Raw genomic sequence first — 24,153 nt, 5'->3', positions numbered from 1 at the left:
GCCGCTCCCACACCGGTTTATCTAGAATTTTCGCATGCACGATGATCCACGCTATCGGGTCGAGGTCGAGGTGTCGCCACGCTTCCTTGCCCAGCAATCGACACCGGAAGAAGGCCGCTATGCCTTCGCCTACAGCATCCGCATCCACAACGCGGGTGCCGTGCCTGCGCGCCTGATCGCCCGCCACTGGACCATCACCGACGCCAACGGCCGCACCGAGCAGGTCGATGGCGAAGGCGTGGTCGGCGAGCAGCCCTGGCTACGCCCCGGCGAAGCGTTTCATTACACCTCCGGCGTGCTGCTGGAGACCGAGCAGGGCCAGATGCAAGGCCACTACGACATGGTGGCCGACGATGGCACCGAATTCACCGCCCCGATCGCCGCCTTCGTGCTGAGCGTACCCAGGACGCTGCACTGATGACTGCTGGACTGATGGAGCGCACGCGATGAGCGTCTGGGCAATTGGCGACCTGCAAGGGTGCTACGACATTACCCAGCGATTGCTGGAGAAGATCAACTTCGACCCGGCACAGGACACGCTGTGGTTCTGCGGGGACCTGGTCAACCGCGGCGGGCAATCGCTGGAAACGCTGCGGCTGGTGCATTCGCTGCGCGCGCACAGCGTGGTGGTGTTGGGCAATCATGACCTGTCGCTGCTGGCGATCGGGGCGCGCTCGGAAGAGGAGCAGCGCAAGGTCAATCCGGACCTGCAGCGCATCGTGCTGGCCGAGGACCGCGACGTGCTGCTGGACTGGCTGCGCATGCAGAAGCTGGCACACGTGGACCGCACGCTGGGCTGGATGATGATCCATGCCGGGCTGGCACCGAAATGGACCACGCAGATGGCCGAGAAGCATGCGCGCGAGGTCGAGCAGCAATTGCAGGGCGGCGGCTACCGCAAGCTGCTGCGCAACATGTACGGCGACCAGCCCGGCTGGTCGCCGGGCCTGAGCGGCTACGAACGCAGTCGCGCCATCATCAACCTGTTCACGCGCATGCGTTATTGCACACCGCGCGGGCGGATCGCCACCGAAGACAAGGGCACGCCGGGCACGCAGGCACAGGGGCTGTACCCGTGGTTCGAAGTTCCGGGCCGGGTCGAGCGCGATCTGAAGATCGTCTGCGGACACTGGTCGGCACTGGGGCTGACGATTACCCAGGGTGTGCACGCCATCGACACCGGCGCGGTCTGGGGCGGCAAGCTCACCGCGCTGCAGCTGGACACCGACGCACTGCGCGTGGTGCAGGTCCCGGGACGTGAAGTGACCGCCCCGGCGACACCGGCCGTGCACGCCCCCCGGCGTCCGCGCGAAGGCCAGGGCCGCCCACGCGGACGTGGCCGAGAACGTGGCGGAAACGGCGGTGGTGGTGCAGGTGGCGGCGGCAGTGCCAATGGCAAGGGCGCCGCCGCGCCCACTGACGGCGAGCCCGGCGCCGCTGCGGCAGGCCCAACCGGCCCGGCAGCCGAGTAAGCGCCACTCACAAGCGACTGCGCCGCCGCCAGGCAGGCACGCACGGCGCTCGGAAGCGGCAGGGGCCACTCTTGCGTTCCGGTTCCGATCACGCCGTCCACATCCAACTGACCACTGCCCGTTACGTGCCGTCAGCCGCTTCAAGCCGGCGGCATGGCAGCGCGGATCAGGCCAGCGCCGACTCCGCGCGCTGCGCCTCCAGCGCACGCACGCGCGGCAGCACTTCGCGTCCGAAATATTCCACCTCTTCGATAAAGTGCAGGAAGCCGCACAGCACCAGATCCACGCCCACTTCCTGCAGGGCGAGGATGCGTTCGGCGATCTGCTGCGGCGTGCCGATCAGGTTGGTGCGGAAACCGTCGTTGTATTGCACCAGATCCTCGAAGGTGGAAGTGGCCCAATTGCCCTCGCCCTCCGGCGACGCCTGGCCTGCCTGCCGCGCAGCATCGGCGCACGTCTCGACCGCGTCGACGTGCGCATGCGCGATGATTTCCTGCAGCACCGCCTGGGCCTCCTGCTCGGTCTCGCACGCGATCACGAAGGCGTTGACGCCTACGCGAACGGTATGTCCATTGGCGGCCGCCTTGGTCTGCAGATCCTGAATCTGCACGCGTAACTGCTCGGGCGTGTTGCCATTGGTGAAATACCAGTCCGACACGCTTGCCGCGTTGTCGCGCGCCGCGCGCGAACTGCCTGCTTGAAAGATCTCCGGATGCGGCTTCTGCAGCGGCTTGGGGCTGAGGGTGTAGTTGTTGAAACGATAGAAATCGCCATGGAAGCTGAAGGCGTCCTGGGTCCAGATCCTTAGGTATCCCCACGTTTTTAAAGCACCAGCGTCATCTGCTCGCGCACTGCGTCAGGCAATGTGCGCAAGCGTTCCAGCCAGCGTGAGACCGGTTCCATCGGCCAGCGCCTGACCAACGCCTCGCGGCCGACGCGCAGTGTCGAGTAGAGCTTGCGTGTGCTGTTGCGTGGCGATAGCCATTGGGCGATGCCCGTGGCTTCGCAGCCCAGTCCTGTCAGCCAGCTGGCAAAGGTGGCCAGCGTGTTGAGCAACAACAGGATCTGCAGCCGCTTGCCTCGACGGGTCAGGCTGTCTTCCATCGCGTGGCCGTAGCGATGCGACTTCAGATCCCGAAATGCCAGCTCGATCTGCATCCGTCGTGCATACAGGTTGACCAATTGCTTCGCGCTGGGTGCGTGTAACTGCGGGGAGGCAACAATCAGCCATGGCTCGCGCTCACGCGCTGCTGCTTTCAAACTCGATGAGGCGCGCGAAACCTTGGCCGGTGAGCGTCGATTGCGTTGCTGCCGTCCCTGCGGTGTCTTGGCGTAGAGCACCAGGCGGCAATCGAGCGGATCGCTGCGATTGGCCTGCATCGGTGGTAATTCGTGTGCTTGGTTGGACGCCAGCGCATGCAGGCGTCGGCTATCGGTCCATTGCGTTGCATCACCGGGCACGTCTTGCGGCTTGACCTGCGTATGTCCGCGCAGGCGCCCGACCCAATCCCAGCCCATCGCCGACACCGCGCGAAACCATGGCGTGCGGAATCCGGCGTCCGTGACCAGGATCGGACACACATCGTCTGGAATCAGTGCGCGCAGTTGTTGCAAAAAACGCTTCTCTGCCCCGGGCGAGCCTTGCTCTTTTCCCGGGACAACCATGTCCAGCAAGGTGAGCGTGCGCCCGCCGACCGGCACGGCGGCGCGCAGCGGGCACCACGACTTGTCCGGCTTCAGATCGCGCCAATCGATCACGATCACCGCCTGCGCTCCGCGCAGCAGCCAATGCGCCATGTCTCGCTCGATCACGGACCGCTCGGCGTACAACGTGCGATTGCACAGCAGGCGGTCGCATGCCTTGAGGGGCGCACGTACGCGCGTCGCCCCAGGCCACGCGCGTGCGATGTCGATCAGTGTCAGCCGGCCTCCGTGCACCAGCGCTTCAACCGCGCGCAGCAAGGCGCGCTGGCGTAATGCATGCATCCCGGAGAGTGAGTTGGACAGGCACTTCTGCAATACTTCGCTGGCGCGCATGGTTGGCACTCTTCTCTGGCTTAGTCACCTTGAAGCGTGCCCCATGCGCGCACCTTCTTCCACATCCTGGCGCACCAAGTGCTTGATCTCACAGGAAGAAATGTGGGGATACCTCAGGTCCAGATCCCCTTCAGTACCTGGATGAATTCCCGGGAGCGCCGATAGCGCTCGTCGTGTTCCAGCCACGGCTCGCCGATGGCAACAAACTCGCCCTTGAACCAGCCGCTGACCACATTGATTGCGATGCGTCCGCTGCTGATGTGGTCGATGGTGGCGATCTGCTTGGCCACCACCGCCGGTGTCCAGGGACCGGGCAGGATGGCCGCCAACACCTTCAGGCGTGAGGTGGCATGCAGCAAGGCCTGACTGAAGGACACCGACTCATGCTGATGCTCGGCGCCATAGCCGGCGGTAAAGCGGATCTGGGTCAGCGCGTAATCGAAGCCGGCGTGCTCGGCGGCCTGCGCAAGCCGCACGTTGTACTCCAGGCTCCAGTCGGTCCGCTGTTCGATCGTGCTGACAACCAGCCCGCGCTGACGTTGGGAACCCAGTAGGCGAAGGTCAGCGGCGCGGCATTGGATAAATGGCTCATTGGAAACTCCTGCAAGGATCAGGGATGGACCTCTGGGAAGACGGTGCTGCTCGGCGAGCCGCGTGCGACCGATCTCCTTCACGGCTGTCGCGCGCATATCGCGCAGTGCGATTGCAGCGCACGCATGCACGTCACCGCATCGCAGACAACGCACATCGCGTGCCATGCTTATCCCTGCGCGATATATCCAGATTCCCACTCTGCGGTCCGCACTTCGCTGGCGACGATTGCGTGCCTTGGAAGAACCTTGATTCCGCCGCGACTGATCCGACGCAGCGTAGCGATGCAACCTATGGCGCTACGCAAACGCAGCGCATCTGCGCGATACCGCGCTGGGATCGGCGATCTGCGCACGGCCGTGCGTATTGACTCGAACGGGCATCCAATCTTGAAAGTCTCACCATCAAGGCCGCGCACGGCCACCCACAACCACCAATATGTATTGAAACGAACAACTGCGCTCACCTGATTCGCCATGCGCACGGCTCCAACTGAACATACTGCTCCAGGAAAACGCACAATCTGTTGATCCATTGCTTCCCTGTAAACAGTTCTGCCGCGCTTATCTCTGCGCGCTCTATCCTCATGCCCGCCACACCATGAGGATCGCGAAGAAAACCGCTCAAAACCGGCTGTTTTCTGCATTTTCATTAGCTCATTCTCAAATCTGCTAAGCGCATGTCATTCCCGATGGTGCTTTGCCATTGCACTGCATCGCGCCATGCAGTCAGATGCAATTGCTCGTGATTGACTCGTCGACACGTGTTGCTTCCGCGTTTTACGTCGCTGCAGCAACAGCAAGCATGTCTGGATGGCACGGAGTTTGCGTGACAGCTCGACACGCCCCCTACAGGAATCTCGCATGCGCACTCCGTTGAATGTCGTTGCCGTCTCCGGCAGCACCTCGCGCCCTTCGCGCAGCCTGGCCCTGGCCGAGGCCACCCTGGCCGAGCTGGCACAGCACCTGGCCATCAAGCCCAGCATCCTCCAGCTCGGCGAGATCGCGCGACCGCTGGGCGCAGCGCAATGGCGCAGCGACGTCGACGCAACCACAGAACAGGCCTTGCGCCAGATCGAAACGGCAGACCTGCTACTGGTCGTCGCACCGGTGTATCGCGGTTCGTATCCAGGCTTGCTCAAGCACCTGTTCGACCTGATCGACATGCACGCATTGATCGATACGCCGGTGTTGCTGGCCGCCACCGGCGGCAGCGAACGGCACGCGCTGGTGATCGATCACCAGCTGCGGCCGTTGTTCGCATTTTTCCAGGCACTGACATTGCCGATCGGGATCTATGCCAGCGAAAGCGATTTCCACGATTACCAGGTGGCCGCTCCGGCGCTGCGCCAGCGCATCGCGCTGGCTGCCGAACGCGCTGCCGGTGTGTTGGGCGTGCGCCCCGATGCGCGTCTGCGTATTGCCTGATCCGGTTCGCCGGCGCGAGCCCGGCAGTCCACCTCAAGGAGATCGCGATGGAGATGTTCTGGTTCATTCCCACCCACGGCGACAGCCGCTATCTGGGTACCAGCGAGGGCGCGCGCCAGGTCAGTGCCGACTACGTGACCCAGGTGGCCGTGGCGGCGGACACGCTGGGCTATGAGGGAGTGCTGATTCCCACCGGGCGCTCCTGCGAAGACCCGTGGGTGATCGCGTCCAGCCTGATCAACGCCACGCGCCAACTGAAGTTTCTGGTGGCGCTGCGCCCCGGGCTGATGGCGCCCGCACTGGCAGCGCGCATGGCGGCCAGCTTCGACCGGCTCTCCGGCGGGCGCCTGCTGGTCAATCTGGTCACCGGCGGCGACCGCGGCGAGCTGGAAGGCGATGGCGTGTTTCTCGATCACGCCGACCGTTACGAGGCCTCGGCCGAATTCATCCGGATCTGGCGCGAGATCATCCGCCACAGCCATGACAGCCAGAGCTACGACTTCGATGGCAGGCATCTGCAGGTAAAGGCGGCGCAACTGCTGTATCCCACCGTGCAACGGCCGTATCCACCGGTGTGGTTTGGCGGCTCGTCCGATGCGGCGCACGATCTGGCCGCCGAACAGGTGGACACCTACCTCACCTGGGGCGAGCCGCCGGCCGCAGTGGCGCAGAAGATCGCCACCGTCCGCAGCAAGGCTGCGGCGCTCGGGCGCAGCTTGCGCTTCGGCATCCGCCTGCATGTCATCGTACGCGAAACCGACGCGCAGGCCTGGGCCGCGGCCGATGCGTTGATCCGTCATCTCGACGACGACACCGTGGAGCGCGCACAGCGCGCCTTTGCACGCATGGACTCGGTCGGCCAGCGGCGCATGACCGCCTTGCATGGGCGTGGCCAGGGCCGCACGCGCGCCGATCTGGAGGTCAGCCCGAACCTGTGGGCCGGGGTCGGCCTGGTCCGCGGCGGAGCCGGTACTGCCCTGGTCGGCAGTCCGCAGACAGTGGTGCAGCGGATCGAGGAATACGCCGCGCTCGGCATCGACACCTTCATCTTCTCCGGCTATCCGCATCTGGAAGAGGCCTATCGCTTTGCCGAACTGGTCTTCCCGCTGCTGCCACGTGCGCGCCGGCAGCAATTGCCCGGGCAACCGCTGAGCGGCCCCTTCGGCGAAGTCATCGCCAACACCATCGTGCCACGCGCGTCGGCGCGCTGACCGGAGCCCCCATGAAACGACGCAACCTGCTCAAACTCGGAACGCTGGCCGGAGTCGCGCTCGGTGCCCGGCCGCTGTTGTCCAGCGCGGCGGATGCACCGCGCAGGATTGCCGTTCCCGAACGCCTGCGCATGGATTACGCCTACTACTCGCCCACCTCGCTGGTGCTCAAGCACTTCGGCTGGCTAGAAGCAGCGCTCAAGTCGCAGGGCACCGAGGTCACCTGGGTGCTCTCGGCCGGTAGCAATCGCGCACTGGAGTATCTGGCCGGCAACAGCATCGATTTCGGCAGCACCGCCGGTCTGGCCGCGCTGCTGGGGCGCGCCAATGGCAATCCGGTCAAGGCGGTCTATGTGTACTCGCGCCCGGAATGGGTCGCCCTGGTCGTCGGCAAGCAATCGAAGATCCAGCGCGTGGCTGAACTCAAGGGCAGACGGGTGGCCGCCACCAAGGGCACCGATGCGTATCTGTTCCTGCTGCGTGCGCTGCGCGAAGTCGGCTTGCACCGCGACGATGTCGACATCGTTCATCTGCAGCATGCGGATGGACGTATTGCACTGGAGCGCGGCAATGTCGATGCCTGGGCCGGACTGGACCCGCATATGGCCGCCAGCCAGCTCGAGGCCGGCTCACGGCTGCTGTATCGCAACGTCGCCTTCAATTCGTACGGCTTCTTGAATACCAGCGAAAAATTTGCCGCCACCTACCCCGAGCAGATTCCACTGGTGCTGCAGGCCTATGAAAAGGCGCGTCGTTGGGCGATCGCACATCCGGACGCCTTGGCCAGCCTGATCGCCGAGCAGGCACGTCTCTCGGTGCCGGTGGCGCAACTGCAGTTGCAGCGCACCGATCTCAGCCGGCCATTGATCGGCGCCGAGCAACTGGCGGCCTTGCGCAGCGCCGCGCCGGTCCTGCTCGAGGAAGGCCTGGTGCGACCGGGAACCGACCTGACCCAGGTACTGGGCGCATTGATCGATCCACGCTATGCCACGCGCGCACGCGTGGCGCAGGGATGACCGCCAGCATGCATCACACCTCGCTCCGCCTGTCGCGTACCCAGCCATCGTCCCGCCGCCTGCGGCGACACTGGCGCCTGCCTGCCGGCAGCCTGGGCCTAGTGCTGCCGGTCAGCTTTTTTGCGGCACTGGAAGTGTGCTCGGCGCTGGGATGGACGCCACGCTATCTGCTGCCGCCTCCCAGCCAGATCCTGACCACGCTTGCAGACGAAGCCGGCCGGGGACTGGCCGGCCATCTGGGCGCCAGCGTGCTGCGGGTGCTGGTGGGCTTTGCGCTGGGTGCCGGTCTGGGACTGCTGATCGGCATCGGCGTCGGCTTGAATCGCTGGCTGGAGCGCTTGCTGGATCCCAGCTTCCAGGCGCTGCGCGCGGTTCCCAGCCTGGCCTGGGTGCCGTTGTTGTTGCTGTGGATGGGCATCGATGAAGCGCCGAAGATCACCTTGATCGCGATCGGTGCGTTCTTCCCGATGTATCTGGGCGTGGCCAATGGCCTGCGCCAGGTCGATCGCACGCTGATCGAACTGGGCGAGACCTATGGCCTGCCCTGGGGGCGCATGGTGCGGCGGATCCTGCTGCCGGCCGCATTGCCATCGATCTTCACCGGGCTGCGTACCAGCCTGAGCCTGGCCTGGATGTTTCTGGTGGCCGCCGAACTGATCGCGGCTACGCGCGGGCTGGGCTATCTGCTGAGCGACGGGCGCGAGACCTCGCGGCCGGACATCGTCATTGCCGCCATCGTAATGCTGGCCCTGCTCGGCAAGCTCAGCGACAGCGTGCTCAAGACACTGGAAACCCACACGCTGCACTGGCGCGACAACCTGCAGAACCGTCGCGCCCACCCGCACGCGGCGCACGCAGCATGAGTGCCGACCTGCAGATCCGGGTGGCGAACAAACGCTTCGGTGCGCGCAGCGTGCTGCAGGACATCGAGCTGCGCGTGGCACGGGGCGAAATCCTGAGCCTGATCGGACCCAGCGGTTGCGGCAAAAGCACCTTGTTACGCATCGTCGCCGGCCTGGAGCGCGACTACGGCGGCGAAGTACGGCTGGATGGCAGCCGCGTGCAGGGGATCGACCGCCGTATCGGCTTCATCTTCCAGGAGCCGCGCCTGCTGCCCTGGCTGGACGTGGCGGCCAATGTCGCCTTCGCCGACGACACTGGCGTTTCGCCGGCGGCAGCGCAGCAATCGCCGCGCGTGCAGCAGTTGCTGGCCGAGGTCGGCCTGCTCGACCACGCGCAGGCGTTGCCCAAGCAACTCTCCGGCGGCCAGGCGCAGCGGGTGGCCCTGGCGCGGGGGTTGTACCGGCAACCGCAGGTGCTGTTGCTGGACGAACCCTTCAGCGCCGTGGATGCCTTCACCCGCATCCGGCTGCAGGAGCTGCTGCTGCGCCTGGCCGGCGAGCACGGCTTCACCGTGCTGCTGGTGACGCACGATATCGAGGAAGCGGTGTACCTGAGCGACCGCGTCCTCGTGATCGGCGGCCAGCCCGGTTCCGTCGTGCATGCGCAGGCGCTGGACACGCCGCGGCCACGCGATCGCAACGCGCATGAGGCGGAGCTCCGTGAGGCGCGCCAGGAGCTGCTGGCTGCGCTGCACGACATCCATGCGGTGTAGGCGCGTGGCAGTGACCTGCCGAGGCACACCCACTGCCAACGGACATGCATCTGCGGCACCTGCACCACCGTGCATCGATCATCTCCCTGCCACCCGAACGAGGCTATCGCGCATGACCAGCCAGCAACTGCAACCCACCGTGCTGAACCCGCTGCACACGGCCCGGCGTCTGGCCACCGACTTCGCTGCCACGGCGATCGAACGCGATGCGCGTGGCGGCACTCCCAAGGTAGAACGCGATGCATTGCGCACCAGCGGCCTGCTGGGCTTGAGCATCCCGGTGCAGTACGGCGGTCTTGGCGCCAGCTGGAGCGAGGTACTGACCATCGTGCGCGAATTCGCCAGGGCCGACAGTTCCATCGCGCACGTCTTCGGCTTCCATCACCTGATGCTGGCCACGGTGCGGCTGTTCGGCCAGCCGGCGCAATGGCAGCCCTGGCTGGAGCAGACCGCGCGCAAGCAGTGGTTCTGGGGCAATGCGCTCAATCCCCTGGATACGCGCACCATCGCCGTGCACTACGAGGGCTGGCGCGAATTTTCCGGCAAGAAGAGTTTTTGCTCCGGCGCTCTCGACTCGCAGATGCTGATCGCCTCCGCACTGGACGAACGCAGCGGCAAGCTGTTGATCGGTGCAGTTCCCACCGCACGCAGCGGCATCACGCTCGGCCAAGATTGGGACAACATCGGCCAACGCCAGACCGACAGCGGCAGCACCACCTTCGAGCGCGTAAGGGTGGAAGAAAACGAGCTGCTGCTGGATCCAGGCCCGCTGAGCACGCCGTTCGCGTGCCTGCGTCCGCTGCTTGCGCAACTTCTGTTTGCGCATGTCTTCCTCGGCATTGCCGAAGGCGCATTCGAAGAGGCACGCAGCTACACCTCGACCGAAACGCGGCCCTGGCATCGTTCCGGAGTCGAGCGGGCCAGCGACGATCCCTACATCCTGGCCCATTACGGCGAGTTCTGGCTGGGGTTGGAAAGCGCACGCCTGCTGGCCGGGCGCGCCGCCGATCTGTTCGACGCCGCCTGGCGCAAGGAACATGCGCTCACCGGCGACGAACGCGCGCAGGTGGCCCTGGCAATCGCCGCCGCCAAGGTCGCCACCACGCGTGTGGGACTGGATGTCAGCAGCAAACTGTTCGAGGTCACCGGCGCGCGCGCCACCCATGCAGCGCTGCGTCTGGACCGTTACTGGCGCAATTTGCGTACCCACACCCTGCACGATCCGGTCGACTACAAGGTGCGCGAACTCGGCGAATGGGCGCTACGGCGACAGCCTCCCACGCCCAGCTTCTACTCATGAATCGCCGTGGCGGCGTTGTCACCACAGCGAGTTCGCCTGCGCATCTCGGTGCTGCCTAGCTCCCTTTTCTCCCACTTCGCATCCGGCCCATGTCCGATTTTCGCCTATTGACCCTGCCTTCGGTGCCACAACGCGTCGCTGTCGGCAACGGCAGAACCGCCGCTGCGCACGTCTTCGAAGACCCGGCATCGCAGGCGTTGCTGGCGCACCTGGAACGCGTGGCGCCCAGCGAAGCCAGCGTGCTGATCATTGGCGAGTCCGGCACCGGCAAGGAGTTGGTGGCACGCCATCTCCATACCCTCAGCGCGCGTGCGCAGCATCCGTTCGTGGCCGTCAATTGCGGGGCCTTTAGCGAATCGCTGGTGGACGCGGAATTGTTCGGGCACGAGAAAGGTGCCTTCACCGGCGCGCTCAGCGCCAAGGCCGGCTGGTTCGAGGAGGCCAATGGCGGCACGCTGTTTCTCGACGAGATCGGCGATCTGCCGATGCCGATCCAGGTCAAGCTGTTACGCGTATTGCAGGAGCGCGAAGTGGTGCGCCTGGGCTCGCGCCGCAGTGTTCCGATCGACGTCAGGGTGCTGGCTGCAACCAACGTGCCGCTGGATCAGGCCATCGGCCAGGGGCAGTTTCGCCAGGACCTGTTCTACCGGCTCAATGTGGTGGGCGTGGAACTCAAGCCGCTACGCGAACGGCCCGGCGACATTCCGCCGTTGATCCGCCATTTCGTGCAGATCTACAGCCAGCGCCTGGGCCATGGCCAAGTGACGATCAGCCCGGAGGCCGAGCAGCGCCTGGTGCAACACCCGTGGCCGGGCAATATCCGCGAACTGGAAAATGTCATCCACCACACCCTGCTGATCCACCGCGACGGTGTGGTGCGCGCCGACGATATCCGGCTGTCGCAGCTGCGCTTGCCCACCCAGCCCACCAACGAGACGCAACCCGATGCTGCGGCCCTGCTCGCACGCGCCTTCGACAGCTTGTTCGAAAGCAACGACGGCGCGCTGCATGCCACCGTCGAAGCGCAGCTGTTACGCGCTGCCTACCGGCATTGCCACCATAACCAGGTCAGGACCGCTGCATTGCTCGGACTGAGCCGCAACATCGTGCGTGCGCGCCTGATCGAACTGGGCGAGCTGGTGGTTCACAAGCGTGCCGAGTGAGACGCAGGGCAATCCGCGGTTGCCGCGCTGCCTTGCCCTGTGGCCTCGCAAGTTTGCCAGCCAGGGTCCGGCCCCTCAGCGGCGCCGATAATCCACGTAAGAAAATGCAAACGCGTGGCGCGCATCGGCTGCATGTTCTTCGCGCTGCACCGGCACCCACACCGCCGGATCGATCGGCGGAAAGTGCGTATCGGCATGTTCGACCGCAGTGTCCACCTCGGTGACAGCCAATAGATCGGCGCGTTCCATCGTTAGCCGATAGACCTCGCCACCACCGATCACGCACAGCTCCTGCGCACCAGCCTGTTCGGCACACTGCAGCGCCTGCTCCACCGACGCCACCGCCTGCATGCCGGCAAAAGGCACCTGCCCCGACCGCGTCAGCACCAGGTTCAAACGCCCCGGCAGTGCACGCCCCAGCGATTGCGCCGTCTTGCGGCCCATCAGGATCGGCTTGCCCAGCGTCAGCGCCTTGAAACGCTTGAGATCGTCGGGCAGCTTCCACGGCAGATCGTTGTCGCGCCCGATGGCGTGGTTGCGGTCGAAGGCGACGATCAGGGTGATGGAGAGCCGGGACCGCAGACCGGGGACCGGGGACCGGGGAAGCAGATCCACGCAAATCTCCGACGTTGCCGTTGCCGTTGTTGTTGGTGCTGCAGTTGCTGTTTCCGGGTCCCCGGTCCCGGGTCCCGGGTCCCGTCCACTCATACCGCCACCGGCGCCTTGATCGCCGGATGCGGGTCGTAGCCTTCGATGGCGATGTCTTCGAAACGGAACCCGAACAGGTCGGTCACTTCCGGATTCAGGCGCAGTGTCGGCAACGCGCGTGGGGTGCGGGCCAGCTGTTCGCGGGCCTGGTCGAAGTGGTTCGCATACAGATGCGCATCGCCCAGCGTATGCACGAAATCGCCCACGCCCAGCCCGGTGGCCTGCGCCACCATGTGCGTGAGCAACGCATAGCTTGCGATGTTGAACGGCACACCCAGAAAGATGTCGCCGCTGCGTTGGTACAGCTGGCAGCTGAGCTTGCCGTCGACCACATAGAACTGGAACAGGCTATGGCACGGCATCAGCGCCATTTGCGGCAATTCACCCACGTTCCAGGCACTGATCACCAGCCGCCGCGAATCCGGATTGCGCTTGATTTCGTCCACCAGCCACTGCATCTGGTCGATCTCGGCACCGTCCGGGCCAGTCCAGCGGCGCCACTGCTTGCCGTACACCGGGCCGAGGTCGCCGTTGTCGTCGGCCCATTCGTCCCAGATGCGGACCTGGTTGTCCTTGAGATAGCCGATATTGGTGTCGCCCTGCAGGAACCACAGCAGCTCGTGGATGATCGAGCGCAGGTGCAGTTTCTTGGTGGTGACCAGCGGGAACCCGGCATTGAGGTCGAAGCGCATCTGCCAGCCAAACACGCTACGCGTGCCGGTGCCGGTGCGGTCGGACTTCTCGGCCCCGTGTTCCAGCACATGCCGCAGCAGATCCAGATACGGCTTCACTTGGCCGCCTCCACGGTGACGGCAGCCGGCAACACCGGTTGCAGCACCGGGGCGCGGCGTGACATCGCCAGCAGCACCAGCCCCACTGCGATCAGCGGCAGGCTCAGGATCTGCCCCATCGTCAGCCAGTTGAAGGCCAGATAGCCGATCGGCGCATCCGGCACCCGCACGAATTCCACGATGAAGCGGAACACGCCGTACAGCAACGCAAACACGCCCGACACCGCATAGCGGGCGCGCGGCTTCATCGAGAATGCCCATAGCACCACAAACATCACCACGCCTTCCAACGCCGCTTCATACAGCTGCGATGGATGACGCGCGAACCGATCCAGCGCCCCGGCGGCGTATTGCGCCTGGATCTGTGCCGGCGCGATAGCGGCCAGTTCCGGTGCATGCGGAAAGATCACGCCCCAGCCGGCCTGGGTGAACTTGCCCCACAGCTCGCCGCCGACGAAATTGCCGAGCCTCCCGAACCCAAGGCCCAGCGGAACCAGCGGCGCGACGAAATCCATGACATCGAAGAAATGCAGCCGGTGCTTGCGTGCCCACAGCCAGCAGGCCAGCAGCACGCCGAGCAGGCCGCCATGGAAGCTCATGCCGCCCTCCCACACCTTGAACAGGATCAGCGGGTTGGCCAGGAAGGTGTCGAACGCATAGAACAGCATGTAGCCGATACGCCCGCCCAGCACCACACCGAGCATGCCGTAGAACAGCAGATCGGAAAAACCGTCCATGTCCACGCCAGGCAAGCGGCCGCGCAGGATGCGCGAGCGCCCCAGCGCCCAGGCCGAGAAGAAGGCCGCCAGGTACATCAAGCCATACCAGTGCACCTGCACCGGGCCAAGCGAGAAGGCGATGGGGTCGATGGCGTGCAGATAGATCATGCCGAGCGCGGATCACATAGAGCGAGACCGCTATTCTGACACCTCGGGCGCCCTCAGCCTAAACGCTGTGGCCGGTTGGGCAGCTCGTCTTCATGCGGGGCGTCCGCGCCGCGCGGGAAGTGGGCAACCAGCAGTTCGGTCACCGCCTCGATGCCCGCCAGCACCGCCACCTCGTACTGCCCCTCACGCAGGAACTGCTGCATGCGCCGGCACACCTCGGCCCATTGGGCATCCGGCACCCGGCGACGCAGGCCGCGGTCGGCCACCACTTCGATGGCGTGGTCGGCCAGCAGCAGATAGATCAGCACCCCGTTGTTGGCCTCCGTATCCCAGGTGCGCAGGTGTGCGAAGGCCTGTTCGGCGCTGTGCCGTGCGCTGTGTCGGCGCCACAGCGCGGCAAGTGGCAGGTCCGCCTCGACCGCCACCATGATCTGCCCGGTGTGGCTGCGCTCGCTGTCGGCCACGGCCGCGGCGATCGTGTCCATGCAGGACGCTGGTGATCTGCGTTGCGCCGAGGGCGCGAAGACATGCCTGAGCCACCGCATTACCAGCTCCCCGAGGCGCCACCGCCTCCCGATGATCCACCGCCGCCGCCCCAGCCGCCACCACCAAAACCACCACGGCCACCGCCACCGAATCCTCCAAAGCCACCGCCGCCCCAGCCACCGCCACCGACAAAGCGCCCCGGCGATCCCGAGGCCAGCCCGGCCAGCAACCCGATGACTGCGGCGCCGGCGCTGGCCAGCAGCAGGGACGTGAACAGCAACGCCGCGCCACCGGCCGCAATGGCGGTCAATACCGCGCGCACCGGGCGTGGCAGGGCGCCCAGGATGCCGCGCGCCACCATGGCGACCACGAAACCGATGAACAGCGCCATGATCCAGCCACCGCCACCGGCGCCCTGGTCGGCTCCGCCCTCATGGCCGCTGACCGGCGGTGGCAGCGCCTCGCCCTCGATCAAGCCGGCCAGCGTTGCAGTGGCGTCGCGGATGCCGCCGCCGTAGTCGCCTTCGCGAAAGCGCGGCGCCAGGTATTCCTGGATCACGCGATTGGCCACGATATCGGGGATGGCCCCTTCCAGGCCGTAACCGGGCTGGATGCGCACGCGGCGGTCATCCTTGGCCACCAGCAGCAGCACGCCATCGTCGACGCCCTTGCGCCCGATCTTCCAGGTATCGAAAACGCGCTGGGTGTATTGCTCGATCGTCTCCGGCAGCGTGCTCGGCACGATCAGGATCTGCAACTGCGCGCCCTTGCGCTGCTGCAGCGCCAGCGCCTGTTGCTCCAGCTGCTGGATCTGCGCCGCATCCAGGGTGCCGGTGACGTCGACCACCGGCGAACGCAGTGGCGGAATGGCCGCCAGCTCCTGCGCCAGCAGCGGCGCCGGCAGCAGCAACGCCATCATCCACACCATTCCCAACAACGTTCGCCGCATTGCCGACTCCTACCTGATGCGTACGGGACTCAGTCGTTCCCTTCTCCCACCGCGACATTGTCCTCCTTCATGGGGGAGAAGGTGCCGCGAAGGGGCGGATGCGGGTGCGAGCGACGCCACGTGCCGTTGGAAACACATAAATTTCGCGCCGTACCCTCACCCCAACCCCTCTCCCGAGGGGAGAGGGGCTTGTGATTACTGCGCAGGCTGTTGCTGCGGTGCCTGCTGGTTGCCGAAGTCCACCTGCGGCGCGCGCGAGATCTGCGCTTCGTTCTCCACGCTGAAATTCGGCTTGGGCTGGTAACCGAAGATCTTGGCGGTGATCACCTGCGGAAACGAGCGGATATAGGTGTTGTAGTCCTGCACGGTCTGGATGTAACGACCGCGCGCCACGGTGATGCGGTTCTCGGTGCCTTCCAGCTGCACTTGCAGGTCGCGGAAGGATTGGTCGGACTTGAGCTGCGGATAGTTTTCGCTGACCACCAGCAGGCGCGACAACGCACTGCCCAGTTCCCCCTGCGCCTGCTGGAACTGCTTGAGCGATGCTTCATCGTCGGCATTGACCTGGATCTGTCCCACGCGTGCACGCGCGTTGGTCACTTCGGTCAGCACCTGACGTTCCTGCTGCGCATAGCCCTGCACGGTGCGCACCAGGTTGGGAATCAGATCGGCGCGGCGCTGATACTGGTTGAGCACTTCCGACCAACCTGCCTTCACTCCTTCCTCTTTCTGCTGGATCGTGTTGTAGCCGCAGCCGGACAGGCCGACGGTCAGGATCAGCAACACCAGGGCGCGCATCAGCACAGACATGCAGGCGATTCCGTTGAAAGAGGCCCGCAGCATGCCATGCGCCAGGTCAAGCCCGCATGCACGCGACAGCGCTGGCAGCGGCCGGATGTGGCTGGCAAGGAAGAGATCGCTACTGCGCAGCGACACCACGCCACGGCGCACGCTCACCACTGCAGCGCAGCCATTTCACTCAGACAACCCGCGGCAGCAGGATCAGCCCCCAGCACAGCAGCACATTGAGCAACAGCAGGAACACCGCCGCAGAACCCATGTCCTTGGCGCGGCCGGCCAGCACGTGATGCTCGGGGCCATAGCGTTCGATCACCGCCTCGATGGCGGAATTCAGCAATTCGGCCGCCAGCACGATCAACAACGGGGCGATCAACGCGATGCGCTCCAGCGGCGTCTGCCCCAGCCACGCGCCCAGTGGCGCCATCACCACCGCCAGGCAGACTTCGAGCCGAAAGGACGATTCGTGCAACCACGCCGCGCGCAGGCCTTGCCATGACCAGATCGCCGCCTTCAGCATGCGGCGCGGGCCGCGCGGCAGGTGTCCCAGTTGATCGGCCATGCGTCAGTGCGTCCGGGCGCAGACGCGGATCGGGAGACAGACAGAACGCATGGCAGGGTCACTGGTGGGGAAAGTGCGAATCTTGCACGGTGCTGCGACGCATCGCCAGCCGGCCACGGTTTGCCGTCAGCGCGCAGACTGCTGCACCATGCGGGTCCGCCCGATCGAACAGGCTCCCGCATGACCCGACATCTTCTGCGCACGGTGGTGTGCGCGCTCCTGCTGTCCTCCAGCCAGGCCCACGCCGACGCCCTGCGCGCCGCACCCGCCATTCCGGCGCAGGTGTCCAACGCCGCCTGGGAGCAGGACATGCAGCGCTTCGCCGCCAGCGATGCGCGCCAGCCGCCCCCCAAACACGGCATCGTGTTCGTCGGCAGTTCCTCGATCCGCTTCTGGGACACGCTGGCCAAGGACTTTCCCGGCAAGCCGGTGATCAACCGCGGCTTCGGCGGCTCGGAGGTGCGCGACAGCACCTGGTACGCCGACCGCATCGTGATTCCGTACGCGCCGCGCCAGGTGGTGCTGTATGCCGGCGACAACGATCTCAACAGCGGGCGCACGCCCGAGCAGGTGCGCGACGACGTGGTGACCTTCGTCGCGCGCATCCGCCGCGACTTGCCGGAGACACGCATCAGCTATCTGTCGATCAAACCCAGCCCCTCGCGCGCGCAACTGCTGCCGTCGGTCATTGCCGCCAATCGCCTGATCAAGGATGCCCTGGCGGCGGTTCCGCGAACCGATTACGTGGATGTCTACACGCCGATGCTCGATGCCAGCGGCAAGCCGCGCCCGCAGCTGTTCCGCGAGGACATGCTGCACATGACCGCCGACGGTTATGCGCTGTGGCGCAAGGCGGTGGCACCGGTACTGGAATAAGCGCAGCCTCAGAGCGGCTGACAAAACGTAGCGAACAGTCGTCAGCTGGATGCGGACGGCGCGCGGGGACCGCAGTCTACGCCTCGTACATGCCGATCCCGGGCACCGGCCGCGCGCGCCTGGCGGCAGCGCAGTCGCGTTGTCAGCTGCTCTCAGGCCACTACCACCGCCACCGACGTGCCCACGCCCGCCTCGCTCTCCAACTCGATGCGCCAGCCGAAGCGGTCGCACAGCCGGCGCACGATCGACAGCCCAAGCCCGGTGCCCTGCGGGCGTGTGGGGTCGGCGCGGAAGAACGGCTCGAAGGCACGCGCACGGGCTTCCTCGCTCATGCCGATGCCGGTATCGCGCACCACGATCCGGTCCTGGGTGACCTCCACCTCGATGCTGCCGGTGTCGGTGTAGGCACAAGCGTTGCGCAGCAGGTTGCTCAGCACCACCCGCATCACCCGCGGCGGCGCGAACATCTGCAGGCGGCGGTCGCCGACCATGAGCAGCGACACCGGCTTGTCGCCCAGCAATTCGCGCGCGCTCTCGACCTCCTCGCTGGCCAGTTCGGCCACATCGAAGGTTTCGCTTTGCGGGTCGATCTCCGCTTCACGGGCCAGGATCAGGAACGCGTCGATCACCGCCTCCATATCGCGGCCGGCGCGCTGGATCCGGCGCAGGCTGCGCTGGGTACGTTGCGACAGATCGTCATCGGCCAGGGCCATGTCGCTGGCCACACGGATCACCGTCAGCGGCGTGCGCAGCTCATGGCTGGCATCGCGGGTGAAGTTGCGTTCGCGTGCCACATGCTCGCTGACCCGTTGCCCCAGCGCGTGCAGCGCAAGCGCCAACTGCCGGGTTTCGCCCTGCAACTCCGCCGGCAGGCGCTCCGGCGCCAGTTCGTCCACATCCGGGTTGCGCGGATCCCACTGCGATACGCGCCGCGCCAGCCAGCTGATCGGCGACACCAGGCGTTTGGAGACCCGGTAGGTGAACCACGACACGCCGTAGATTCCCAGCAGCACGATGATGGCCGGCACCACGCCGAACCACAGCGTGAGATGCGCCGCGCGCGAGCGCGGGAACACCAGATACAGGCGGCCTTCCGGGCGCTGGTCCACATAGACCAGCGCGTCGGCGGCGGCAACTTCGCTGAAGCCCGGCGACAGGCGCCGCAGTGCTGCCGGCGCCGTATCGGCCGCGGTTCCGGCCGGCGAGAAATAGCCCTGGATATTGCGCGTGTTGGGCGGCCGGTTGTCCGGCGCGCTCTTGTGCATCCGCCAGAAATGCACGGCCTCGTCGACGAGCACGGTGCGCACCAGGCTGTACTTGATGACAAAAGAGATCAGGTACCCGCCCAGCACGATCGCCAGGCTTGCCAGCGCGACCTGCAGCAGGAAGGCAAGACGTATTTTTCTCGGGAGCCCGTGTGGCATTGCTGCATCCAGGGGAGAGCGCCGGAGTATAGGCAACGCTTCCGTGATTCCGTCGTGCAACCGGTCAGCAGCACGGGAGAGCGGGCGGCGCGGGGGCGCCTGCAGGAGCGGCCGGCCACCTGACGGTAGCCGGCCGGAACATCAGGTCATCGGATGATCAGGTCATCGGCTGGGCGATGTCGGCAATCCGGTAGCCGGCACTCTGCACGGTGTGCAGCAGCGGACGGTCGAACGGCTTGTCGATGATCTTGCGCAGGTTGTACAGATGGCTGCGCAGGGTGTCCGAATCCGGCAGGCCATTGCCCCAGATCTCGCGCTCGATTTCCTGGCGTGTCACCACGCGCGGCGATTCGCGCATCAGGATGGTCAGCAGGCGCAGGCCGATCGGCGAGAGCTGCAGCTCGGTGCCGGCACGGGTGGCGCGCATGCTCACCGGATCCAGCACCAGGTCGGCGACCTTGAGCACTTCCGAGCCCACCTGGCGACGCTCGCGGCGGATCAGGGCACGCAGGCGCGCTTCCAGTTCCTGGATCGCGAACGGCTTGGTCAGGTAGTCGTCGGCGCCGAAGCCCAGGCCGGTGAGCTTGTCGTCCAGCGTGTCGCGGGCGGTCAGCATCAGCACCGGCGTGGACTTGCGTGCGTCGTTACGCAGGCGGCGACACACTTCGATGCCGTCCAGACGTGGCAGCATGAGGTCCAGCACGACCACGTCGTAACTGTTCTCGGCGGCCAGACGGTAGCCGTCCAGACCGTCCTGCGCGTAGTCGACCTCGAAGCCACGGCCTTCCAGGTATTCGCCGATCATTTCGGAGATATTGCGGTTGTCTTCGACGACCAGCACGAGGCCGGACGTTTCCTTGGTCTGACGCATGGACTTTCCTCGGTCTTCAGCTTTGTGAAACATGCCGGATTGCGGGTGCAAGCAACGTGAAGGCCGAATAACGTTTCATCTCATCCGATCAACGCCCCAGCAACGGGCGCAGTGCCGGCCATACCGTCTCCAGCACCTTGGGCTGGGCGGCCGCGGTCGGATGCAGGCCATCGGCCTGCATCAGGCCCGGCTGCATGGCCACTTTTTCCAGGAAGAACGGCACCAGGGCCGTGTCGTACTGCCTGGCCAGGTCCGCATAGGTCGCCTTCAGACGCTCGCGGTAGGCCGGGCCGTAATTGGGTGGCACATCGATGCCAAGCAGCAGCACCTTGGCACCGGACGCCTGGCTGAGCTTGATCATCTTCTCCAGATTGCCTTTCAGCTGGGCCGGGGTCAGCCCGCGCAGCGCGTCATTGCCGCCCAGCTCGATCACCACCACGCCTGGTGCATGCTTCTGCAGCAGGCCGGGCAGCCGGGTCAGCGCGCCGGATGTGGTCTCGCCGCTGATGCTGGCATTGACGAGCGCCGGTGGCGTCGCCATGTCACGCTTCAGGCGCTGGTCCAGCAGGGTCACCCAACCGGACTGCACCGGGATGTTGTGCGCAGCGCTCAGGCTGTCGCCCACCACCAGGATCGGTGCAGCAGTGGCCGGACGTTTGGCAGAGGCAATCCCCGGCCCAAGCAGGCAGAGTGTCAGCAGCCACAGGACCAGCGCGCCATATCGCAGTGTTCTTTCACGCATTCGGAGATTCCTCATCGACAGTCTGGCCCCCCGCTCCGGCACCCGCACCGCCATCGACGTTCGCGAGGTCGGTAAATCCGTCAGTGGCCCGGAGGGAACGCTCCACATCCTCGACAACATCAGCTTGACGGTCAGTGAAGGCGACAGTATCGCGATCGTCGGTGCCTCCGGTTCCGGCAAGACCACCCTGCTTGGCCTGCTGGCCGGACTGGACCTGCCCAGCCGCGGCAGCATCGCACTGGCCGGCCAGGACCTGGGCCAGCTGGACGAAGAAGCGCGCGCTGCGTTGCGCGCGCGCGAAGTGGGCTTCGTGTTCCAGAGCTTCCACCTGCTGCCTGCGCTGACCGCCGAAGAGAACATCGCACTGCCGCTGGAACTGGCCGGGCGCGAAGACCCGGCGCGGGTGCGCGAGGTGCTGGAGGCCGTGGGCCTGAGCGAGCGTGCGCGGCACTACCCGCGCCAGTTATCCGGCGGCGAGCAGCAGCGCGTGGCGCTGGCGCGTGCCTTCGTGGCGCGCCCGCGCATCCTGTTTGCGGACGAACCCACCGGCAGCCTGGACCAGGCCACCGGCGCGCAGGTCAGCGACCTGCTGTTCGCGCTCAATGCCACCAGCGACACCACCCTGGTGCTGGTCACCCACGACATGACCCTGGCGCAGCGCTGCCGGCACATCTACCGCATCGACGGCGGCCGCCTGCACGCGCAAGCCTCCGGCGCGGCGGCATGAACGTCGTCACGCAGGCGGCGCGCGCGGTACGCCGCGAATTCCTGGCCGGCGACCTGCTGACCGTGTTCGCCGCACTGGTATTGGGCGTGGCAGTGATGACTGCCGTCGGCACACTAGTGGACCGGGTGACGCTGGCTCTGACCTCCAGTGCGGCCGAGGTGCTCGGCGGCGACCTGGGCGTGACCGGACGCCAGGAGATTCCGGCCGACTTCGCCGCCGAAGCGCAGCGCCGCGGGCTGCAGAGCACGCGCATGGTCAGCTTCCCCAGCGTGTTGTTCCATGGCGAGGCCAGCCAGATGGCCAATATCCGTGGTGTGGGTGCCGGCTATCCGCTGCGCGGGCAGTTGCTGGTGTCCAGGGACGGCCGCGGGAGCGAAGGCTCGCCAGCCACCGCGCCGCCCCCCGGACAGGCCTATGCCGACCCGCGCCTGCTCGAAGCGCTAGGCCTGCGGGTAGGCGAACAGCTCGCGTTCGGCGCCGGCCATCTCACCATCACCGGCGTGCTGCGCGCCGAACCGGATGCGTCCGGCGAGCTGATGCAGTTGTCGCCGCCGCTGCTGGTCAATCGCGCCGATATCGAAGGTGCCGGCCTGCTTGGTCCCGGCAGCCGCGCCTCCTATCGGTTGATGTTCGCCGGTGCGCCGGATGCCATCGCCGACCTGCGCGCCTGGCTCAAGCCGCGCGCCAGCGAGTACCGCTTGGTCGGTATCGAAGACACCCAACGCGGCATGCGCGCGGCGTTCGACCGGGCCGGGCGCTTCCTGGCCTTGTCGGCATTGCTGGCCGTGCTGCTGTCGGGTGTGGCAACCGCGCTGGCGGCCAACCGCTTTGCGATGCGCCGCATCGACACCGTGGCGGTGCTGCGCTGCCTGGGCGCGAAACAGCGCGACATTTTGGCGATGCTGTCGCTGCAATTGCTGTTCACCGCGATTCCGGCCTGTCTGGTCGGCATCGGCCTGGGCATGCTGGCGCAGGAAGGCCTGGTGCAGGCGCTGGGCAGTTTGATTCCGAACCGGCTGCCGTTGCCACAGGCCACCCCGGCCCTGGCGGGTGCAGGGATCGGCCTGGTGCTGTTGCTGGGCTTCGGCCTGCCGCCGCTGCTGCGGCTGCGCAACGTGCCGCCGATGCGGGTACTCAACCGCAGCTTTGCGGCGGTGCCGCCGAGTTCGTTGCTGGTCTACGGCGCTGCGCTTGCCTCAACGCTGGCGCTCACCGTCTACGCCACCGGCAACCTGGTGCTGGCGGGCTGGGTGCTGGGTGGCCTGGCCGCGCTGGCGCTGGTGGCGATGCTGCTGGGGCTGGGCCTGCTGGCCCTGCTGCGGCCGATCCAGCACCGCCTGCGCGGCGCCTGGAAACTGGGCCTGGCCTCGCTGACCCGCCGGCGCGGCCTGAGCGTGGTGCAGCTGGTCGGCCTGTCGCTGTCGCTGTGCGCGCTGTTGCTGCTGGCAGTGGTCGGCCCCGGCCTGCTCGGCCAATGGCGCGATCGCCTGCCGGCAGATACCCCGAACTATTTCCTGATGAATATCCAGCCCGAGCAGACCAAGCCGGTGCTGCAGACGCTGCGCGAATTGGGTGCCGACGGCGCTGCGGTGGAGCCGTTCTCCACCGGCCGCCTGGTCGCCATCAACGACAAACCGCCGGTGCGCGGCGACCGCGATCCGGCCGACGATGGCGATGGCGACAACCGTCCGGTGAATTTCTCCTGGCGCCACGCGTTTCCGCCGGCAAATACGCTGCTGCAGGGCAAGTTCTGGGCGGCCGACAGCACCGCGGCGGAAGCCTCGGTGGAAGAAGGCTGGGCGCAGCGCTATCAGCTCAAGCTCGGCGACCGCATCACCCTGCTGCTGGGCGAGCAACAACGCAGCTTCACCGTCACCAGCATCCGCAAGGCCGATTGGGATTCGTTCCGGGTCAACTTCTTCCTGCTGCTCAACGAAGGCGCGGTGGGCGATGCGCCGTACAACCTGATTTCCGCGTTCCACCTGCCGCCCGGCAATGCGCCCAAGCTGGCCTCGCTGAGCCGCGACTACCCCAACATCTCGGTGCTGGATATCGATGCCATCCTGGGCCGGGTGCGCGAGGTGATCGACCAGGTGGCACAGGCCGTACAGCTGGTGATGGGCTTCAGCCTGCTGGCCGGGGTGCTGGTGCTGCTGGCCGCCTTGCAGGCCACTGCCGGCGAGCGCCGTTACGACAGCGCCGTGCTGCGCACGCTGGGTGCACGCCGCGGGCAGTTGCGTGGCGCGGTGCTGGTGGAATTCGGCGCGCTGGGGCTGCTGGCGGCCGGCCTTGCGGTGACCGCGGCGGCGGTGATCGGCGCGGTGGTGGGCCAGCACGCCTTCGAGATCGCACTGGCACCGGACTGGCCGCGCCTGCTGCTGGGCGGCGCCTTCGGCCTGGCGCTGAGCCTGCTTGCCGGCTGGTCCGGCACCCGGCGCATCTTGTCCACGCCGCCCGCATTGGCGTTGCGTAGCGAATAAGCGCGATTGAAATGCGACGC

25 protein-coding genes and 1 other RNA gene are annotated in these 24,153 nt (G+C 66.3%); 12 read left to right on the top strand and 14 right to left on the bottom strand.

All coding sequences use genetic code 11. The features are described from left to right. Positions 1 to 34 precede the first annotated feature (34 nt). Both apaG and HG421_RS02775 read left to right on the top strand, forming a co-directional pair. A complete protein-coding gene (gene apaG, locus HG421_RS02780) occupies positions 35 to 418 on the top strand; it encodes a Co2+/Mg2+ efflux protein ApaG (RefSeq protein WP_169705009.1) in 384 nt (127 codons plus the stop codon). Positions 419 to 446: 28 nt separating this feature from the next. Then, positions 447 to 1,472, top strand: a complete 1,026-nt coding sequence (locus tag HG421_RS02775) for a symmetrical bis(5'-nucleosyl)-tetraphosphatase (RefSeq protein WP_169705007.1) — start codon at positions 447 to 449, stop codon at positions 1,470 to 1,472. 166 nt (positions 1,473 to 1,638) lie between these two features. Here the strand turns inward: HG421_RS02775 and HG421_RS02770 are convergent, their stop codons facing one another. From HG421_RS02770 to HG421_RS02760, 3 genes are all read right to left on the bottom strand, one after another. After that, positions 1,639 to 2,274 carry an LLM class flavin-dependent oxidoreductase gene (locus HG421_RS02770; RefSeq protein WP_211161816.1) on the bottom strand — a complete coding sequence of 212 codons (636 nt, stop codon included), beginning with the start codon at positions 2,272 to 2,274 and terminating at the stop codon, positions 1,639 to 1,641. Positions 2,275 to 2,294: 20 nt separating this feature from the next. Continuing rightward, a complete protein-coding gene (locus HG421_RS02765; protein ID WP_169705005.1) occupies positions 2,295 to 3,509 on the bottom strand; it encodes an IS4 family transposase in 1,215 nt (404 codons plus the stop codon). A 113-nt stretch (positions 3,510 to 3,622) separates the two neighbouring features. Next, a complete protein-coding gene (locus tag HG421_RS02760) occupies positions 3,623 to 4,267 on the bottom strand; it encodes an LLM class flavin-dependent oxidoreductase (RefSeq protein WP_211161773.1) in 645 nt (214 codons plus the stop codon). Between the two features lie 696 nt (positions 4,268 to 4,963). Between HG421_RS02760 and msuE the strand changes: the two genes are divergently transcribed. From msuE to HG421_RS02725, 7 genes are all read left to right on the top strand, one after another. Further along, positions 4,964 to 5,527, top strand: coding sequence for an FMN reductase (gene msuE, locus HG421_RS02755; protein ID WP_169705003.1), 564 nt, complete (start codon positions 4,964 to 4,966; stop codon positions 5,525 to 5,527). A gap of 47 nt (positions 5,528 to 5,574) precedes the next feature. Then, positions 5,575 to 6,738: an FMNH2-dependent alkanesulfonate monooxygenase gene (gene ssuD / locus HG421_RS02750; protein WP_169705001.1), complete on the top strand. Its 1,164-nt coding sequence runs from the start codon at positions 5,575 to 5,577 to the stop codon at positions 6,736 to 6,738. An 11-nt stretch (positions 6,739 to 6,749) separates the two neighbouring features. Continuing rightward, entirely contained in the window at positions 6,750 to 7,754 is a 1,005-nt protein-coding gene (locus HG421_RS02745; RefSeq protein WP_169704999.1) for an aliphatic sulfonate ABC transporter substrate-binding protein, read from the top strand. Positions 7,755 to 7,762: 8 nt separating this feature from the next. Then, a complete protein-coding gene (locus HG421_RS02740; protein ID WP_169708070.1) occupies positions 7,763 to 8,617 on the top strand; it encodes an ABC transporter permease in 855 nt (284 codons plus the stop codon). Then, entirely contained in the window at positions 8,614 to 9,369 is a 756-nt protein-coding gene (locus HG421_RS02735; RefSeq protein ID WP_169704997.1) for an ABC transporter ATP-binding protein, read from the top strand. The genes HG421_RS02740 and HG421_RS02735 overlap by 4 nt, the downstream gene beginning before the upstream one ends. Before the next feature lie 112 nt (positions 9,370 to 9,481). Beyond that, the gene (locus tag HG421_RS02730) at positions 9,482 to 10,669 is read left to right on the top strand and encodes an acyl-CoA dehydrogenase family protein (protein WP_169704996.1); all 1,188 of its coding nucleotides are present in this window, start codon (positions 9,482 to 9,484) and stop codon (positions 10,667 to 10,669) included. 89 nt (positions 10,670 to 10,758) lie between these two features. Next, a complete protein-coding gene (locus tag HG421_RS02725; RefSeq protein WP_169704994.1) occupies positions 10,759 to 11,832 on the top strand; it encodes a sigma-54 interaction domain-containing protein in 1,074 nt (357 codons plus the stop codon). A gap of 75 nt (positions 11,833 to 11,907) precedes the next feature. Here HG421_RS02725 and HG421_RS02720 read toward each other — a convergent pair whose 3' ends face one another. The 7 genes from HG421_RS02720 to HG421_RS02690 form a co-directional block, all read right to left on the bottom strand. Beyond that, on the bottom strand, positions 11,908 to 12,414 hold the full coding sequence (locus tag HG421_RS02720) for a dihydrofolate reductase (RefSeq protein WP_228330216.1): 507 nt from the start codon (positions 12,412 to 12,414) through the stop codon (positions 11,908 to 11,910). A 122-nt stretch (positions 12,415 to 12,536) separates the two neighbouring features. Beyond that, on the bottom strand, positions 12,537 to 13,331 hold the full coding sequence (locus HG421_RS02715; RefSeq protein ID WP_169704989.1) for a thymidylate synthase: 795 nt from the start codon (positions 13,329 to 13,331) through the stop codon (positions 12,537 to 12,539). Then, positions 13,328 to 14,218: a prolipoprotein diacylglyceryl transferase gene (gene lgt, locus HG421_RS02710; protein ID WP_169704988.1), complete on the bottom strand. Its 891-nt coding sequence runs from the start codon at positions 14,216 to 14,218 to the stop codon at positions 13,328 to 13,330. Before lgt ends, HG421_RS02715 begins: the two co-directional genes overlap by 4 nt. A gap of 53 nt (positions 14,219 to 14,271) precedes the next feature. After that, positions 14,272 to 14,763, bottom strand: a complete 492-nt coding sequence (locus HG421_RS02705) for a TPM domain-containing protein (protein WP_169704986.1) — start codon at positions 14,761 to 14,763, stop codon at positions 14,272 to 14,274. Beyond that, positions 14,763 to 15,653, bottom strand: coding sequence for a TPM domain-containing protein (locus HG421_RS02700; protein WP_169704984.1), 891 nt, complete (start codon positions 15,651 to 15,653; stop codon positions 14,763 to 14,765). The genes HG421_RS02705 and HG421_RS02700 overlap by 1 nt, the downstream gene beginning before the upstream one ends. 195 nt (positions 15,654 to 15,848) lie before the next feature. Then, positions 15,849 to 16,463, bottom strand: coding sequence for a LemA family protein (locus HG421_RS02695; protein WP_169704982.1), 615 nt, complete (start codon positions 16,461 to 16,463; stop codon positions 15,849 to 15,851). Positions 16,464 to 16,632: 169 nt separating this feature from the next. Beyond that, positions 16,633 to 17,013: a diacylglycerol kinase gene (locus HG421_RS02690; RefSeq protein ID WP_169704980.1), complete on the bottom strand. Its 381-nt coding sequence runs from the start codon at positions 17,011 to 17,013 to the stop codon at positions 16,633 to 16,635. 180 nt (positions 17,014 to 17,193) lie between these two features. Between HG421_RS02690 and HG421_RS02685 the strand changes: the two genes are divergently transcribed. After that, positions 17,194 to 17,889 carry an SGNH/GDSL hydrolase family protein gene (locus HG421_RS02685; protein ID WP_169704978.1) on the top strand — a complete coding sequence of 232 codons (696 nt, stop codon included), beginning with the start codon at positions 17,194 to 17,196 and terminating at the stop codon, positions 17,887 to 17,889. Positions 17,890 to 17,904: 15 nt separating this feature from the next. Here HG421_RS02685 and HG421_RS02680 read toward each other — a convergent pair. From HG421_RS02680 to HG421_RS02665, 4 genes are all read right to left on the bottom strand, one after another. Beyond that, positions 17,905 to 17,980: non-coding RNA, sX9 sRNA (locus HG421_RS02680), on the bottom strand. Between the two features lie 61 nt (positions 17,981 to 18,041). Next, entirely contained in the window at positions 18,042 to 19,313 is a 1,272-nt protein-coding gene (locus HG421_RS02675) for a sensor histidine kinase (RefSeq protein WP_169704976.1), read from the bottom strand. Positions 19,314 to 19,470: 157 nt separating this feature from the next. Then, positions 19,471 to 20,184, bottom strand: a complete 714-nt coding sequence (locus HG421_RS02670) for a response regulator transcription factor (protein WP_005408123.1) — start codon at positions 20,182 to 20,184, stop codon at positions 19,471 to 19,473. 88 nt (positions 20,185 to 20,272) lie between these two features. After that, positions 20,273 to 20,941, bottom strand: a complete 669-nt coding sequence (locus tag HG421_RS02665; RefSeq protein ID WP_211161772.1) for an arylesterase — start codon at positions 20,939 to 20,941, stop codon at positions 20,273 to 20,275. Positions 20,942 to 21,044: 103 nt separating this feature from the next. Between HG421_RS02665 and HG421_RS02660 the strand changes: the two genes are divergently transcribed. Both HG421_RS02660 and HG421_RS02655 read left to right on the top strand, forming a co-directional pair. Beyond that, positions 21,045 to 21,653 (top strand): ABC transporter ATP-binding protein, encoded by a 609-nt coding sequence (locus HG421_RS02660; RefSeq protein WP_282434634.1) that lies wholly within the window; start codon positions 21,045 to 21,047, stop codon positions 21,651 to 21,653. Further along, entirely contained in the window at positions 21,650 to 24,133 is a 2,484-nt protein-coding gene (locus HG421_RS02655) for an ABC transporter permease (RefSeq protein WP_169704970.1), read from the top strand. Before HG421_RS02660 ends, HG421_RS02655 begins: the two co-directional genes overlap by 4 nt. Positions 24,134 to 24,153 lie beyond the last annotated feature (20 nt).

Source organism: Xanthomonas campestris pv. badrii (assembly GCF_012848175.1).
Lineage (GTDB): Bacteria > Pseudomonadota > Gammaproteobacteria > Xanthomonadales > Xanthomonadaceae > Xanthomonas > Xanthomonas campestris_C.
Note: the sequence above shows the minus strand (reverse complement) of the source record. Positions and strands in the feature narration are given on the sequence as shown.